Annotated in this window: 15 protein-coding genes; 8 read left to right on the top strand and 7 right to left on the bottom strand. The window is 34.6% G+C overall.

Annotated elements, in window-relative coordinates; genetic code table 11:
• Window positions 1–22: 22 nt before the first annotated feature.
• From C1A40_RS00815 to C1A40_RS00800, 4 genes are read left to right on the top strand one after another with little or no spacing between them, the layout of a single operon-like run.
• On the top strand, window positions 23–1099 hold the full coding sequence (locus C1A40_RS00815; RefSeq protein ID WP_102994230.1) for a glycosyltransferase family 4 protein: 1077 nt from the start codon (window positions 23–25) through the stop codon (window positions 1097–1099).
• Window positions 1096–2454 carry an O-antigen ligase family protein gene (locus C1A40_RS00810; RefSeq protein WP_102994229.1) on the top strand — a complete coding sequence of 453 codons (1359 nt, stop codon included), beginning with the start codon at window positions 1096–1098 and terminating at the stop codon, window positions 2452–2454. The genes C1A40_RS00815 and C1A40_RS00810 overlap by 4 nt, the downstream gene beginning before the upstream one ends.
• A 6-nt stretch (window positions 2455–2460) precedes the next feature.
• Window positions 2461–3483 (top strand): glycosyltransferase family 4 protein, encoded by a 1023-nt coding sequence (locus tag C1A40_RS00805; protein WP_102994228.1) that lies wholly within the window; start codon window positions 2461–2463, stop codon window positions 3481–3483.
• A 43-nt stretch (window positions 3484–3526) separates the two neighbouring features.
• Window positions 3527–4921, top strand: a complete 1395-nt coding sequence (locus tag C1A40_RS00800; protein ID WP_102997099.1) for a sugar transferase — start codon at window positions 3527–3529, stop codon at window positions 4919–4921.
• Between the two features lie 27 nt (window positions 4922–4948).
• Here C1A40_RS00800 and C1A40_RS00795 read toward each other — a convergent pair whose 3' ends face one another.
• Together C1A40_RS00795 and C1A40_RS00790 are read right to left on the bottom strand one after the other, a co-directional pair.
• Window positions 4949–6118 carry a lipoprotein N-acyltransferase Lnb domain-containing protein gene (locus C1A40_RS00795; protein ID WP_102994227.1) on the bottom strand — a complete coding sequence of 390 codons (1170 nt, stop codon included), beginning with the start codon at window positions 6116–6118 and terminating at the stop codon, window positions 4949–4951.
• On the bottom strand, window positions 6115–7212 hold the full coding sequence (locus C1A40_RS00790) for a putative type IX sorting system protein PorV2 (RefSeq protein ID WP_158651230.1): 1098 nt from the start codon (window positions 7210–7212) through the stop codon (window positions 6115–6117). The genes C1A40_RS00795 and C1A40_RS00790 overlap by 4 nt, the downstream gene beginning before the upstream one ends.
• Before the next feature lie 458 nt (window positions 7213–7670).
• On the opposite strand from C1A40_RS00790, the gene C1A40_RS00785 reads away from it, so the two are divergent.
• Together C1A40_RS00785 and C1A40_RS00780 are read left to right on the top strand one after the other, a co-directional pair.
• A complete protein-coding gene (locus tag C1A40_RS00785; RefSeq protein ID WP_102994226.1) occupies window positions 7671–8420 on the top strand; it encodes a CDP-alcohol phosphatidyltransferase family protein in 750 nt (249 codons plus the stop codon).
• Between the two features lie 5 nt (window positions 8421–8425).
• Window positions 8426–9313, top strand: a complete 888-nt coding sequence (locus tag C1A40_RS00780) for a DUF808 domain-containing protein (protein ID WP_102994225.1) — start codon at window positions 8426–8428, stop codon at window positions 9311–9313.
• A gap of 293 nt (window positions 9314–9606) precedes the next feature.
• Here the strand turns inward: C1A40_RS00780 and C1A40_RS00775 are convergent, their stop codons facing one another.
• Entirely contained in the window at window positions 9607–10611 is a 1005-nt protein-coding gene (locus tag C1A40_RS00775; RefSeq protein ID WP_102994224.1) for an IS30 family transposase, read from the bottom strand.
• Window positions 10612–10705: 94 nt separating this feature from the next.
• On the opposite strand from C1A40_RS00775, the gene C1A40_RS00770 reads away from it, so the two are divergent.
• Complete coding sequence (locus C1A40_RS00770) at window positions 10706–11086, top strand: nucleotidyltransferase family protein (RefSeq protein ID WP_241910462.1); 381 nt, start codon at window positions 10706–10708, stop codon at window positions 11084–11086.
• Window positions 11055–11393 carry a HepT-like ribonuclease domain-containing protein gene (locus C1A40_RS00765; protein WP_102994223.1) on the top strand — a complete coding sequence of 113 codons (339 nt, stop codon included), beginning with the start codon at window positions 11055–11057 and terminating at the stop codon, window positions 11391–11393. Before C1A40_RS00770 ends, C1A40_RS00765 begins: the two co-directional genes overlap by 32 nt.
• Window positions 11394–11937: 544 nt before the next feature.
• Here C1A40_RS00765 and lptB read toward each other — a convergent pair.
• From lptB to C1A40_RS00745, 4 genes are all read right to left on the bottom strand, one after another.
• Entirely contained in the window at window positions 11938–12678 is a 741-nt protein-coding gene (gene lptB / locus C1A40_RS00760) for an LPS export ABC transporter ATP-binding protein (RefSeq protein ID WP_102994222.1), read from the bottom strand.
• A gap of 74 nt (window positions 12679–12752) precedes the next feature.
• Complete coding sequence (locus tag C1A40_RS00755) at window positions 12753–13100, bottom strand: carboxymuconolactone decarboxylase family protein (protein ID WP_102994221.1); 348 nt, start codon at window positions 13098–13100, stop codon at window positions 12753–12755.
• A complete protein-coding gene (tatC, locus tag C1A40_RS00750; RefSeq protein ID WP_102994220.1) occupies window positions 13090–13917 on the bottom strand; it encodes a twin-arginine translocase subunit TatC in 828 nt (275 codons plus the stop codon). The genes C1A40_RS00755 and tatC overlap by 11 nt, the downstream gene beginning before the upstream one ends.
• On the bottom strand, window positions 13917–14834 hold the full coding sequence (locus C1A40_RS00745) for a KpsF/GutQ family sugar-phosphate isomerase (protein WP_422395615.1): 918 nt from the start codon (window positions 14832–14834) through the stop codon (window positions 13917–13919). The genes tatC and C1A40_RS00745 overlap by 1 nt, the downstream gene beginning before the upstream one ends.
• Between the last annotated feature and the right edge of the window lie 221 nt (window positions 14835–15055).

Raw genomic sequence — 15055 nt, 5'->3', positions numbered from 1 at the left:
ATTTATTCCCTAAAAGACAAGCGTGAGAGTATTACAACTCATAGATACATTAAACACAGGTGGCGCCGAACGCATGGCGGTAAATTTTGCCAATATGCTTTCAACTCAAATTGAAGGTTCGTATTTGTGTACGACGCGATCTGAAGGACTTTTAAAAGAAAATGTTTTAAATGAAGTTTCCTATTTGTTTTTGAATAAAAAGTCTACGCTTGATTTTAGAGCCATAAAAAAACTGAATCGCTATGTAATCCAAAATAAAATTGATGTGATTCATGCTCATGCGACATCCTATTTTTTAGCTACTGTAATGAAGTTGTTAAACCCTAAACTCATCGTCATATGGCATGATCATTACGGGAATAGTGAGTTTTTAGAGCAACGACCTCAATTTGTTTTAAAAAAATGCTCAAAGTTTTTTAATCATGTGTTTACGGTGAATAAAAATTTAGAGGCTTGGGATAGTCAACATCTTTTGGCTAAAAAAGTTACGTTTTTGTCGAATTTTGTGTCACCAGACACCAACTTGGCGATCACTAAACTACTGGGTATGTCAGAGAAGCGTATGGTTTGTTTGGCGAATTTAAGACCTCAAAAAGATCATATCAATTTATTAAAGGCTTTTGAAATAGTTATAGAAAAACATCAAGATTGGACTTTGCATTTGGTAGGTAAGGATTTTGAAGATGATTATGCTACGGAGGTTAAAAATCATATTTTTGAGCATCAATTAGAACAAAAAGTTTTCATTTATGGGAGTTGTAAGGATGTGAGTCAAATTTTACAGTCTTGCGATCTGGGGGTTTTGTCTTCAAAGTCGGAAGGCTTACCTTTGGCATTATTAGAATATGGCATGGCTGGCTTACCGGTAGTTGTTACAAATGTGGGCGATTGTGATAAGGTAATTGCTTCAACCGAAGAAGGTGTTTTAGTCGCACCAGAAAATCATGAAGCCTTAGCTTCTGCTATGTTAATACTGCTTGAAAATAACAGTTTACGTCAACAATTAGCTGAAAATTTGAAGTATAAAGTACAAAACGATTTTTCCGCAAGAAAAGCAATCAAATCGGTAATCGAGGTTTATAAAAGCTACAAAAAATGAAGTTAACTCTATACTACAAACTTATCATATTTCATGTAGTTCTGGCTGTTATGGTGTTTGCTTTTAAGCCATTGGCCTTGATGTACTTTTTATTCACCACAGTTTTTTTTAGTTATAAAATTGTAAATGCCTCTAAAAAATATAAGTCATTTTATGTTTTAGTGGCCTGTGCATATGTGGTGGGTGTTGAGGTTTTTTTACGAATGAATGGTGGGACGGTATTTTATGAAGCTAGTAAATACCTCGTGATTCTTTTTTCTTTAATCGGAATCTTTAGCAATGGTTTTTCTAATCAGGCGCTCATCTATATGCTATACATCTTACTCCTAATTCCTGGAATCTTTGTAGCCGTTACCGAAATGAGCTTTGAAACCAATATTCGTAAAGCCATTGCCTTTAACCTAAGTGGTCCTGTATGTTTGGGTATTGCCGCTGTATTTTGTTATCGGCGTACGGTAACCATCAATCAAATGAAAATTATTCTATGGGCTTTTTTACTGCCTTTAGTGAGTATTACAACCTATTTGTTTTTATATACCCCGGATTTGAAAGAAGTGATTACAGGAACAGGATCAAATTTTGCCACATCGGGCGGTTTTGGTCCAAATCAGGTGGCCACCGTATTGGGCATTGGCATTTTTGTTTTAGCGGTTCGCTTTTTTATTTCTAAAGAAGGGCTATGGCATAGAGCTTTCGACTTAGCGCTTTTAGGCTTGCTGGCCTTTAGAGCCTTAGCGACCTTTAGTAGGGGAGGCGTTATTACTGCTGTAATTATGATTTTGGCCTTTTTAGGTATGTACTATTTAAAGGGCAACTTAAAAACAAAGTTTAAAATTAAATTTTTAGGACTCATTTTTGGGGGTGCTATTACCTTTATTTGGTTAGTGAGTTCCATTCAAACCAGTGGTTATTTAGATAAACGCTATGCCAATCAAGATGCTGCTGGTCGTGAAAAGGAAGATGTCTCAACGGGACGTTTCGATTTATTTGCTCAGGAATTTAATGAATTTTTAGACCATCCTTTTTTTGGTGTGGGTGTTGGTAAAATAAAGGAAATTCGATTTAATGAAACAGGGGTTGTAGCTGCTTCTCATAACGAAATGAGTCGCATAATCTCAGAACATGGCCTCATGGGTATTTTAGCTTTTTCAATTTTACTTTTTGCACCATTACTTTATAGGATTAAAAACCGAAATAACCTGTTTTTCTTTTCGTTTTATTTCTTCTGGTTGCTAACCATTAATCATTCAGCCATGCGTATTGCCGCTCCTGGTTTTTTATACGCTTTGTGTTTACTGAATATCAGCTATAAAACTCCAGAAAAACCTAAAAAAATAGAAATAGAGGCTGCTTAAATCCTTATGAAGAAAATACTGTACATAGGAAATCAGTTAGCGCAGAGCCATAAAACGGTTACAACTATCGATACGCTTAGTCGCTTGTTAAGAGATTCTGGTATTGATGTCATGACAGCTTCTAGTAAGGTAAATAGAGGGTTACGATTATTAGACATGCTTAATCATATTTTTAGGTACAGGAAAAGCTTAGACTATGTGCTTATTGATACTTACAGTACACAAAATTTCTATTTTGCTTTTAGCTGCGGAAGGCTATGCCAATGGTTGAATCTTAAATATATACCTATTTTGCACGGCGGAAACTTACCTAAGCGCTTAAAGCAATCCCCGAAGCTTTCAAAAGTGTTGTTTGATCATGCGTATGTTAATGTGGCACCTTCACAGTACACGAAATTTAATTTTGAAGCGTATGGATTTCAAAATGTGATATGCATTCCAAATACCATTACTTTAGAAAACTATCCCTATGCTTTAAAAGATTATAAGTGTATCAAACTGCTTTGGGTGCGTTCCTTTTCTGAAATTTATAATCCGAAATTAGCTGTAGATATTTTAAAATCACTCTTAGATCAAGGTTTGCAAGCCGAATTATGTATGGTTGGTCCCGAAGGTGATGGTAGTCTTCAAGAAACGAAAGAATATGCGAAAGGTTTAAATGTTGACGTGCGTTTTACAGGTAAACTGTCGAAGGGCGAGTGGATAGAATTATCAAAGGCATATAACTTTTTTATAAATACCACTCATATTGATAATATGCCTGTTAGTGTGTTGGAAGCGATGGCTTTAGGCTTGATTGTGGTGTCGACAAATGTGGGAGGGATGCCTTACCTTATTCACAACGGTGTGAATGGTGTTTTGGTCGAGCCTAATTCAGCGCCGTCTTTTGTTGAGATGTTATTAGAACTGATAGGTAACCCCAAAAAAGCTCAGCAAATCAGTCAAACCGCTAGGAATTTTGTTACCCAATTTGACTGGCAACATGTTAAAAACAAATGGATCAAACTATTTAACGAAAATAAGGTGTAGTAGATTATACTTAGTATCTTTAACCTCTCTCAAAAGTTTGATTATGGTGAAAAGCAATCTACATTTTAATGTTTCCGAACGTAAGATCTTGTTACGATGTTTTGATCTGCTTTCAGTGCTTTTAGTGTTATATTTTGTAGGACGTATATTTCATTTTGATTATTTTACTATTAGCAACCAAAACTGGACCTGGGTGTTTGTTTTGGTTTTATATCTTTCGGTATTCGGTTCTATTTTTGAACTTTATGATTTGCAAAAATCCAGTAAAATGGAACGCATTTCATTTGGGATTATCATGACGGGATCGGTTACGGTCTTGTTTTATTTGTTAACCCCTTTTTATACACCCGTTTTACCAGGCAACCGACTACAAATTATTTACTTTTATTTTGCGATACTTTTAGCGCTTTTTATTTGGCGCTTTGCCTATATCACTTTTATTGCATCACCAAGATTTCATAAAAAAGTATTAATCATAGGAGAGGGCAGCATGATTGAAAATATAGTAGATGCCTTCAATGAAACCGATCCAAATTATAAAATAGTGGCTTTTGTAAATTGTGAAGCTTCTCAAGAGATGTCTCATGTAAAGTTAGATGGTATTACTGAATACCAGCCCAAGGACATTGAAGACATTATAAGTAAGGAAGGGATTTCCGAAGTGGTTGTGGCAAGTTATAATTCGGAGACTATCACATCAGAAACCTATGTGACCCTTATTAAATTGCTAGAAGCCGGATTTCCTATTAATGAATATACCAATGTGTATGAGGAAATGACCGAACGCGTTCCGGTGCAGTTTGTGGGTAAAGATTTTTACAAGTACTTCCCTTTTAGTAGGAATAATAAAAATAAATTGTATCTGTTTTTTAGACGGGTTTTCGATTTAATTTTAGCCAGTTGCGGATTACTAATAGGAATATGTTTGTTGCCCATTGTTTTAATTGGAAACCTTTTGGCTAATAGAGGACCTTTATTTTACACCCAAGAACGTGTTGGTAAAAATGGTAAGTTATTTAAGATTATCAAATACCGTACGATGATTAAAAATGCAGAAACAACAAAGGCGATTTGGGCAACTAAAAATGATCGTAGAATAACACCGTTTGGAAAGTTTATGCGGCATACGAGGTTGGATGAATTTCCTCAGTTTCTTAATGTTTTAAAAGGCGAAATGAGTTTTATAGGCCCAAGACCCGAACGTGAAGTCTTTGTTAAAGAACTCTCTAAGGAGTTACCCTTTTACGAAACGAGACATATTGTAAAACCAGGCTTAACCGGATGGGCTCAGGTTAAAACACGTTATGCTTCATCTGTAGATGACAGTTTGTTAAAACTTCAGTATGACTTATACTATATAAAACATCGTGGCTTCTTTCTAGATATCATTATTCTAGTCAAAAGCATGAGTACGGTCATATTTCTAAGAGGACAATAGCCTTTTCAGCTTAAAAATTGATGAAATTTAGCGGTTGTAATTCCAAACCAGGAATACATACCTAAGCATTAGTGCTATTAATATTGGAATTAATCCAATTGCAAAAACCTGAACACCTATAATCCAATGCAGTGTCATTAAGCACATAAGAATAAGGAGTAGTTTAATGTACTTCACAAACCATGGAGTTGGTTTATCCTTAAACCATTGCCCGATAACAAAGAGGTTTAAAACAAATGCCCACAGTAAATTGTAATTTTGATGTGTACCTCTATGGTCGGTAGCAAACCAAAGTAAAAGAATAAGCAGGCCTATGATTCCAGTAATGCAAAATATCATGATATCTAACCATTTGCTTTGTTTTTGGTTTTTATAATCTTTAAAGGTGATAAAAATGATAAAACATGCTATGATGCCTAAAATAAATAAGGGGCTGGTTAAAAAGTTATTTTTCGCAGGAGGTTGCTGCTGACTATATAAAGTACGGCTACTGCTAACAAGAGGTTTATTCTTGCCAATAGTGGCGTTTTCAAAGAATTTGTAAATATTTTTAGGTAAAAACATATGATCCTCGGCAGGTGCCTGTCTGTCAATAACCGACCCTAAGCAAATATCGATACCTAAACTTCCCCAGCTATTTCTGTGTAATTCGTTTTGGATTAACGTACGAAAACTAGCGTTTTCAAAATCCTTAGGTTCGTGAAATTCAATCGTGTTATTTACGGCAATATTGGTAACATCTTTAATTTTAGTAGCACAATTATCAAAAAAGAAATCGTAGAGATAGCCACGGTTTTCAGGTTTGTAATTGTTTGTTAAATAATCGTAGAGTTTTTGTTTTTCGGCCTGGGTTAAGTTTAAAACCTGCTCTCGAATGGATCGGTCGTAATAGCGATATACCTGAAAAAACCTGTTGTACTCGGTTTTACTAATGAGATAGTTTAATTTACCTTGAGCAAATTTCAAATAGAAATTTGGTGTATTAAAATCGTATTCTCCATAACCGTAAACCACATCAAGACCAGATAAACGGTCTTTTATTCTAAAGCCACTATGACCAAAAGCATCGTTTAAATGGTTGCCAGGTTCAACGGTAAGCACGCTTACGGTAGCGGTTTCCGATAACTGGTGCTGTTGCGCAATGGAAAAGTGAATCGTAAAAAAAAGGAGAATAAAAAAGCTATGTTTTTGCATCATCTAAAAATACTAAAATCTAGTTTTAAGGAAAATACGTTGGAGTAAAGCGCTATACTTTGATCGCCAATGTCGGTAAAAGCATAATCCACTTGAATACCGCGATAATTAAATCCGACACCAAAAGTAGGCTGAAAACTTAATTGCTGGGAGTTATCGATTTGTAATTCATTTTGAAAATTACCCATACCACCGCGTAAATAGACCATGTCTATATAGCCAAATTCAAAACCTAAAGCAGGATTGATGCTCGCCGCCGAGGTTGAAATAATGTCATTGTTTTCTTCAAAACGCACGTTTAAATTAACCGAAGTGAGTAAGCTGTAGTCGTAATGGAAATCCACTTTTTTAGAAACTCCAATTTGTAATTTCGGAATGGTAATTTCAGTAGTTTCAGGAAGTTCTTGGTTTTGCCCAGGAATGGCATCCTGAATGGTTTTAAATTCATCTTCATCAATAGCCCAAGCATTATAAGTGGTGGTGATGTCCCGAGCCATGATTCCAAATTTCCAGTTATTCTGGGTTTGAAATTGCATGCCAAAGTCGAGTCCGAATCCCCACGACGACGCAAAATCGCCAATAATTCTTCTAATCACTTTAGCATTAACACCATAATTTAATCCTTGAACAGGCATGTGTCTGGCATATGAAAACGTTAAGCCATAATCGGCGGTAGAAAATAAACTAATACGGTCGTAATTGATATTGCCTTGCGCGTCAATAAGTTGGGTGGTATTTAGGATGTCGTCCACACCAAAACGAATTAAAGAGAAACCTACGGCACTTCTTTCGTCAATAGGCATTGCAAAAGCGGCATAATCGTAATTTGCAATATTCGCAAAGTAACTGGAGTGCATCAGTGAGGCTTGGTTGTCCTTTAGTTTTAAAAGTCCAGCAGGATTCCAATACCCCGAATTAACATCGGCGGTATGGGCTGTAACAGCATTACTCATGCCTAAAGCAGCAGCATCTACACCAATATTCATAAACTCATTAGAATATTTTCTAACAGCTTGTCCGAAAGCAGAAAACGATAGGAATAAAATGAATACGGTAACTTTGGTTTTCAAAGGTAATTTTTTTACAAATATGCACATAAATTATAAACCTATAAACTGTAATTTACCTTAGATATTGTTTATTCGCTATTTCAGACTAAATTTGTTTGTTATTTTTACTAAAATTTTAAGAAGCTGTTTTAAAAAAGCGTTGTTTTGATTCTTGAAATTATATGGTGAGAGGAGGCGTGTTTTGTCAAGAACGAGAGGTCAGCATGAGCCAGTCAAAGACTATCATCAACATGGTGTAAGTTGCGCTTCGACAAGCTCAGCGTGACAGCGGATCAAAGCATGAAAATGGATTTGAAGATTAAAGGGTATTTATGACAAGGCTTTGTTTGAGGTTGTCAACATCTGCTTATTATTGTCAGCCTAAGCCTGTCGAAAGCCACAAACAGCAGGGCATAAATAGCGCTTCGACAAGCTCAGCGTGACAGAAGATCAAAGCATGAATGACGCTTAAAACAGTATATAACTAATTTTATTTCATTTAAATTATGAAGAAACATATTCCTAATATATTAACACTTTTAAATTTATTTTGCGGAAGTATAGCGGTGATTTTTGCTGTAAATAATCAATTTGTGTACGCAGCCTTTTTTGTGTTTCTTGGCATATTTTTCGATTTCTTTGATGGATTTGCAGCTAGAAAGCTAAAGGTATCTAGTGAATTAGGTTTGCAGTTAGATTCCTTAGCAGATATGGTAACTAGCGGATTGGTGCCTGGAATAGTGATGTATAAACTTCTAGAAATGTCCTTGCCTGCTTGGGGAGATTTGGAAACAACATCCCTTATGCCTACTGAAATGTCACAATTAGAATTTAATGCGATTTTTCCGTTTTTCGGATTCCTTATTACTTTAGGGTCGGCTTATCGTTTGGCGAAATTTAATATTGACGATGAGCAGCAATCTTTTTTTAAAGGATTGCCAACGCCTGCAAATACCATTTTAATATTAGGGCTTCCTCTAATTTTAGAGTTTCAAAACAGTGCTTTTGTGCAATCTATAATTCTAAACACGTGGTTTTTAGTGGGTATGACTCTTTTAAGTTGTTATATTTTAAATGCTAATATTAAATTGTTTGCATTAAAATTTAAAGATTTTAGTTTTAAGGGAAATGTGATTCGTTATATATTCTTAATTGTAAGTGTGGTATTTGTGGTGGTTTTAAAGTTTATAGCCATTCCTGTTATCATCTTATTTTATATCATGCTTTCTGTAATAGATAATTCAACTTCAAAATAAAATAAATGGCTTCAGGTTTTTTTGCTCTTTTAGATGATATTGCCAGTTTAATGGACGATGTTGTGGTTATGAGTAAAGTGTCTGCTAAAAAAACAGCAGGGATTCTAGGGGATGATTTGGCAGTTAATGCCGAAAAAGCTACCGGTTTTTTAGCTTCACGAGAGTTGCCTGTTTTATGGGATATTGCAAAAGGATCTTTACTAAACAAAGTGATTATTTTACCCATAGCCTTTTTATTGAGTGCCTTTGCACCTTGGGGAGTGACGCTAGCTTTAATTTTAGGAGGTGTTTATTTGGCTTTTGAAGGTGTTGAAAAAATAATACATTATATTTTTCCGGATAAAGAAGATCAACACCCTGAAGTTCATGTGGAAAAACAAAAACTTACCGCAGCAGAAAGGGTAGAAGCTGAAAAAAAGAAAATTAAAGCAGCTATTGTAACCGATTTTATCCTTTCGGTTGAAATTGTGATAATCTCATTAGGGTCTGTAGTTGGAGAACCTTTATTAACTCAAATTTTAGTGGTTTCAGTGGTAGCGCTAATTGCAACCATTGGGGTGTATGGTATTGTGGCTTTAATTGTTAGAATGGATGATTTCGGATTTAAACTCATAAATCTTAATAGTAATAAAAAAAGCCTTACTTATGTTATCGGTGGTGTATTAGTAAAAACTTTGCCTTGGGTGATAAAAATCTTAGCTGTAGTTGGTACTATCGCCTTACTTCTTGTCTCAGGTGGTATATTTGTACATCACATTGATTATTTTCATCACTTTCTAGAAGATTTCCCTTTTGTTGTTAGAGAATTTATCTTAGGCCTTCTCATAGGTGGATTAGCCTTTTTGATTTTTAAAGGTGTAGTAGGTATTAAGAAGTTGGTTACAAATAGATAATAACCAATATGCTATATGCTGAAGGCTATATGCTAAGGCTTAAGTTCAATTTTAAGGTATTCTATATGAAGTAGGCGTTATGTTGTCATACAATAGGAGGTAGGACTGAAGAATCCGTTTAAAAGTAATTGTTGTGACAATAGGATTTTTTATTTCTAATATCTACTATTTAACTTTTAATATTTATAGCCTTTCATCTAGCTCAGCTCGAAAAAACTAGCTCTCAGTTACACGAATAAACAAGCTGCATTCAAGGTTCTAACGCAACAAACGTTGCTTTTTTTTGTATGAGTCTAAGCTACAATTTTTAGTTCTTTTATCATAACTTCATTAGGGGTTTTAAATCCAATAATTTTACGAGGTCTATTGTTTAATTTTTCTTGAATTTCGATGAATGTATTTAAGTCAATTTTGTTAAAATCTGTTCCTTTTGGGAGGTACCTTCTGATGAGTCCGTTAGTGTTTTCATTGGTACCTCTTTCCCAAGAAGAATAGGGGTGTGCAAAGTAAATTTTCATACCTGTTTTCTTGGTAATTGTTTCGTGTCTTGCCATTTCAATTCCATTATCGTAGGTCATAGATTTTTTGAATATGGGATCTAGTTTGTTAAGTTCTTTAGAAAACATTTTAGCAATTTCCTTAGAGTTCCTGGCTTTTAGTTTGATAATTAATGTATATCTAGATTTGCGTTCTACGATAGTTCCAATAGCCGATTTTTGATCCTTCCCAATCATTAAATCTCCTTCCCAGTGTCCGATTTCATTTCTTAGGTTAATATGCTCGGGCCTTAGGTCTATACTGACTTGGTTTAATATTTTAGATCCTGTTCTGCGTCTTTTTTTAGAGGGTCTACGTCTTGTTTTTTTGCGTACGAGGAGTTTAATTAGTTTTTTATTTAAACTAGCTTGAGGCTTTGCATATATGTACCTATAAATTGATTCGTGAGAAATAGACATTATAGGATCATTTGGGAATTCTTCTTTTAGTCTTCCAGCAATTTGTTCAGGAGTCCATTGTGATAATAAGCCCCTATAGACATAAATTCGAAGTCTAGGGTACTTAGATATTTTATCAATATTTCTTTTGTTTAGGTAATCATCTTTGGCGCACCAATGAGCTAGTTCTGCTGAGTATTTATCTCTATCTGTTTGCACCCATTTATTAACTTCTCTTGTAACCGTAGATCGAGCTCTGTTAATGGTTATAGCGATGTATGATTTATTCTTTTTTTCAGTTAAAAGAGTCTCAATCTGTATTCTTTCTTTAAGGGTAAGTCTACCTGTTTTTTTTCGTACCATAATTACAAATCTATTAATTTAGATTTGTTGCGTTAAGTTCTTGAATACGGACAATTAAACGCTTCAACATTGGTAACGCCTAAACAATCGAAATATGGAGCTTTTATGTTTAGAGATTAAAAATGGTTATATTAGCATTATGGATTTGAAGGAATCAATAAAATATAAAATGACAGAGTTTTTATCATTGTGCAAATCTCATAATGTAAAAACTTTGTATGCTTTTGGGTCTTCTATAACCGATCAATTTAATGACGATTCTAGTGATATCGATTTATTGATAGAAATTGATAATCAAGATCTCATTGAACGAGGAGAGTCGCTAATTAGTATTTGGGATAAATTTGAACTCTTTTTTCAAAGAAAAGTAGACTTGTTAACTGATTCATCTATTAGAAATCCTATTTTAAAAAAAAATATTGATGCTACTAAAATTTTAATCTATGACGGACAAAAGCAAGAAATATCTATCTGATATTTTAATCGCTATTGAATTAATAGAAAAGTTTACATTAGATATTTTGGATTTTAGGGCTTATCAAGAAGATTTTAAAAAACAAAGTGCGGTAGAACGACAACTATCAATTATTGGGGAAGCGCTAAATCAATTCAGAAAAACAGAACCAGATATTTCAATTGAAAATGCTGCACAGATCATTGGTTTTAGAAACAGATTGGTTCATGCTTATGGTAGTATAGATGACGCAATTGTCTGGGCCATTATTAACATACATATCCGTAAATTAAAAACAGAAGTGGAAAATAAATTTGGTGTTCGTTAGTCTGACTACGCTCCGAAAAATCCCTTCCACGACATTTTGATAAATGTTGCCTTTGGAACACGATTAAACCATTAAACGTATCAACATCATTTCAAAAACTTAAATAGGGTTTTCTTAGTTTGTTTTGAATTTTCATTTCTAATATCTACTATTTAACTTTTAATATTGATAGCCTTTCAACAAGCTCAGCGTGACAAACGTTGTTCACGATTACACAAATACACAATTAAACGTATCAACAATATTTAACTCCCAATAATCAATAGTATATAATAAATAAACAATTAAAAAGAAGAAGACGTTTCGCCGTCATTCAGTATGAGGTACGACTGAAGAATCTGTTTAAACTTAGTTTGTTGTGACAATAGGTTTTTTCATTTCTAATATCTACTATTTAACTTTTAATATTGATAGCCTTTCAACAAGCTCAGCGTGACAAACGTTGTTCACGATTACACAAATACACAATTAAACGTATCAACAATATTTAACTCCCAATAATCAATAATCAATAATCAATAAAAAATAATCAATCATCAATCCATCACTCACGAATCTTCTTCTTTCTTAGTTCGAAATTCTGACCTAGGTACACCTTTCTAACCATTTCGTCGTTGGCTAATTCTTCGGGTTCCCCGGCTTTTAATATGCTGCCTTCAAACATTAAGTAGGTTCTATCTGTAATGGCTAAAGTTTCTTGTACGTTATGATCGGTAATTAAAATACCAATATTTTTTTTGGTGAGTTGCGCTACGATGCGTTGGATGTCTTCAACGGCCACGGGGTCTACACCAGCAAAAGGTTCATCTAATAAAATAAAGTTAGGGTCGGTGGCTAAAGCACGTGCAATTTCGGTACGTCTACGCTCACCACCAGACAATAAATCGCCACGACTTTTTCTAATATGCCCTAAACTAAATTCATCAATAAGGGCTTCCATTTTGTAGTTTTGCTCTTTTTTTGAGAGTTTGGTAAGTTGAAGCACACTTAAAATATTATCTTCAATACTCAGTTTTCTAAAAACTGAAGCTTCTTGTGCCAGATAACCAATACCGTTTTGGGCACGTTTATACATGGGATAATTTGTGATTTCAGTATCTTCCAAGAAAATATGCCCGCCATTAGGTTTTATCAAGCCAACAATCATGTAAAAAGATGTTGTTTTTCCAGCACCATTAGGGCCTAGAAGTCCAACAATTTCACCTTGTTTTACTTCAAGAGAAACGTCTTTTACAACTTTTCGTCCGCTATAGGACTTCATTAAATTCTGAGCTTTTAAAATCATAATGTTATCATCTGAAGGCTAAAATTAGTAAAATGATACTAATGGAATAGGAAAATTTAAGATTTATATTTTCTTTAACTTTGAGATTCTAGGTTGTCCCAAAACTCATAGGCTCGGCGTAAATGCGGAATAACAATAGTGCCGCCTACCAAGGTTGCGATGCCTAAAGCTTCAACCACTTCTTCTTTTTTCAACCCTAAGTTATAGGACGTTTCTAAGTGATACTTAACGCAATCATCGCATCGTAGCACTGTAGAAGCTACCAATCCTAGAAGTTCCTTTGTTTTTACATCTAGGGCGCCTTCCGCGAAAGCGTTAGTATCTAAATTAAAGATACGCTTTATAATTTTGTTGTTATCGGCTAAAATCTTGTCGTTCATTTTAGCTCGGTAGTCGTTGAATTCCTGAACGCTATTTGACATGGTGTTTTTCTTTTCGTTTTTGATTTCTAACCACGATTTTTGAGATTAGAATACTTACTTGATATAAAATTAAAATAGGAATGGCTACAATTACCTGACTGGCAATATCAGGCGGGGTAATGATGGCCGATAAAATAAGCACGATTACCAAGGCATATTTTCTGTATTTCTTTAAAATTTCTGGCGTTACTATGCCTATTTTGGTAAAGAAATAAATAATGATAGGAAGCTCAAAAATGAGTCCGGAAGCCAATGCCGACGAGCGCACCAAAGCAATGTATGAGCTAATGTCGATTTGGTTATCTACCATATCGGAAATGCTATAATTAGCCAAAAAGTTGATTGAAAGTGGTGTTACAATATAATACCCAAAAAGGACGCCAATAAAAAACAAGAGTGATGATATAATGATAAAACCTCTTGAATGTTTACGCTCGTTGCTGTGTAAACCCGGACTAACAAATTTCCATAATTGGTAAATGTTATAAGGAAATGAAATGATAAAACCTCCTAGAATAGCGGTCCAAATATCGGCAGAAAATTGCCCGGCCATGGTTCGATTCTGTAAAATTAGGGGTATTTTTTCATTACAAAACGTGGTGCTCAAATCCATTAAAGTGGCCATTTTACACAAGAAGTCATAAGTTGGGAAACTCATGTGTAATGGGGCGAAAATGATGGAATTGAAAATAAATCGGCTAAAAATAAAAGCCAGAGTTCCCACCAAAATAACGGCGCCACAAATGCGGATAAGATGCCAGCGTAAATCTTCGAGATGGTCTAAAAAAGACATCTCATCAATGTTCTTTTTAGCCATTATATAATGCCTTCTTTAATTAAATCATGTAAGTGTACGACGCCAGCGTAAAGGCCTTCATCTTCAACGAGAAGTTGAGAAATTTCATACCCTTCCATAACTTCTAAAGCTTCAATAGCCATGGCTTTGGCTTCAATACGCTTAGGATTTGCACTCATGATATCTTTAGCCGTTAGATTTGAGAAATCGTCAACTTTAGATAACATGCGACGTAAATCACCATCGGTAATAATACCTATAATTTTATTGTTTTCAACCACAGCGGTAACCCCGAGCATTTTTTCCGTAATTTCAATAATAACGTTTTTAATGCTTGTAGTAGGTTCTACTTTTGGTTTTTCGTTTACCGAAGAAATATCATTAACGGTTAAATACAATTTCTTTCCTAAAGCGCCTCCAGGGTGGTATTTTGCAAAGTCGTTGCTTGTAAATCCGCGTAACTCCAACAAACAAATGGCTAGGGCATCACCTACAACCAATTGCGCTGTTGTGCTTGTGGTTGGCGCTAAATTATTAGGGCAAGCTTCTTTTTCAACATAGGCGTTTAAGACAAAATCGGCATGCTGACCAAGAAAAGAATCTTTGTTGCCAGTAATAGCGATAAGCTTGTTTTTAACGCGTTTAATAAGTGGGACAATCACCTTTATTTCTGGAGTATTCCCACTTTTTGAAAGGCAGATTACGACATCATCTTCCAAAATAAGTCCTAAATCACCATGAATCGCGTCGGCTGCATGCATAAAAACAGCAGGAGTACCTGTAGAATTTAAAGTAGCCACTATTTTATTTCCAATAATAGCACTTTTACCAATTCCTGTAATAATAACGCGCCCTTTTGAATTGTAAATTAAATCAACGGCGCTAGCAAACTCATCGGTTACGAGACTAGACAAATTTGAAATAGCCTGACTCTGCATGTCAATGGTCTGCTTTGCAATGTTAATAATAGACTGTTTGTCTTTCAAAATTTTGTATTTTTGATTTGATTTTTAAAGATTTTAGTATCTTTAAATAATAATCAGAATTGAATATTAATTGTAATTTGAGTTTTCGTTACAAAACTAACGAAAAAATAAATGAGGGATCTTGAAATTACACGAATTAATTAATGCTTTAGTTTTGATTGTTTTTTAAAAAG

It is taken from the genome of Tamlana carrageenivorans (assembly GCF_002893765.1).
Taxonomy (GTDB): domain Bacteria; phylum Bacteroidota; class Bacteroidia; order Flavobacteriales; family Flavobacteriaceae; genus Pseudotamlana; species Pseudotamlana carrageenivorans.
This window is presented reverse-complemented; position numbering and strand designations above follow the sequence as displayed.

What these genes read in the sequence shown, in the direction of transcription:
- C1A40_RS00765 (WP_102994223.1), top strand. Translation starts at nt 11,055, where the DNA reads ATGACGGACAAAAGCAAGAAATATCTATCTGATATTTTAATCGCTATT.
- C1A40_RS00810 (WP_102994229.1), top strand. Translation starts at nt 1,096, where the DNA reads ATGAAGTTAACTCTATACTACAAACTTATCATATTTCATGTAGTTCTG.
- C1A40_RS00795 (WP_102994227.1), bottom strand. Translation starts at nt 6,118, where the DNA reads ATGATGCAAAAACATAGCTTTTTTATTCTCCTTTTTTTTACGATTCAC.
- C1A40_RS00790 (WP_158651230.1), bottom strand. Translation starts at nt 7,212, where the DNA reads ATGTGCATATTTGTAAAAAAATTACCTTTGAAAACCAAAGTTACCGTA.
- C1A40_RS00800 (WP_102997099.1), top strand. Translation starts at nt 3,527, where the DNA reads ATGGTGAAAAGCAATCTACATTTTAATGTTTCCGAACGTAAGATCTTG.
- C1A40_RS00775 (WP_102994224.1), bottom strand. Translation starts at nt 10,611, where the DNA reads ATGGTACGAAAAAAAACAGGTAGACTTACCCTTAAAGAAAGAATACAG.
- C1A40_RS00805 (WP_102994228.1), top strand. Translation starts at nt 2,461, where the DNA reads ATGAAGAAAATACTGTACATAGGAAATCAGTTAGCGCAGAGCCATAAA.
- C1A40_RS00780 (WP_102994225.1), top strand. Translation starts at nt 8,426, where the DNA reads ATGGCTTCAGGTTTTTTTGCTCTTTTAGATGATATTGCCAGTTTAATG.
- C1A40_RS00745 (WP_422395615.1), bottom strand. Translation starts at nt 14,834, where the DNA reads ATGCAGAGTCAGGCTATTTCAAATTTGTCTAGTCTCGTAACCGATGAG.
- C1A40_RS00785 (WP_102994226.1), top strand. Translation starts at nt 7,671, where the DNA reads ATGAAGAAACATATTCCTAATATATTAACACTTTTAAATTTATTTTGC.
- lptB (WP_102994222.1), bottom strand. Translation starts at nt 12,678, where the DNA reads ATGATTTTAAAAGCTCAGAATTTAATGAAGTCCTATAGCGGACGAAAA.
- C1A40_RS00755 (WP_102994221.1), bottom strand. Translation starts at nt 13,100, where the DNA reads ATGTCAAATAGCGTTCAGGAATTCAACGACTACCGAGCTAAAATGAAC.
- C1A40_RS00770 (WP_241910462.1), top strand. Translation starts at nt 10,706, where the DNA reads ATGGAGCTTTTATGTTTAGAGATTAAAAATGGTTATATTAGCATTATG.
- tatC (WP_102994220.1), bottom strand. Translation starts at nt 13,917, where the DNA reads ATGGCTAAAAAGAACATTGATGAGATGTCTTTTTTAGACCATCTCGAA.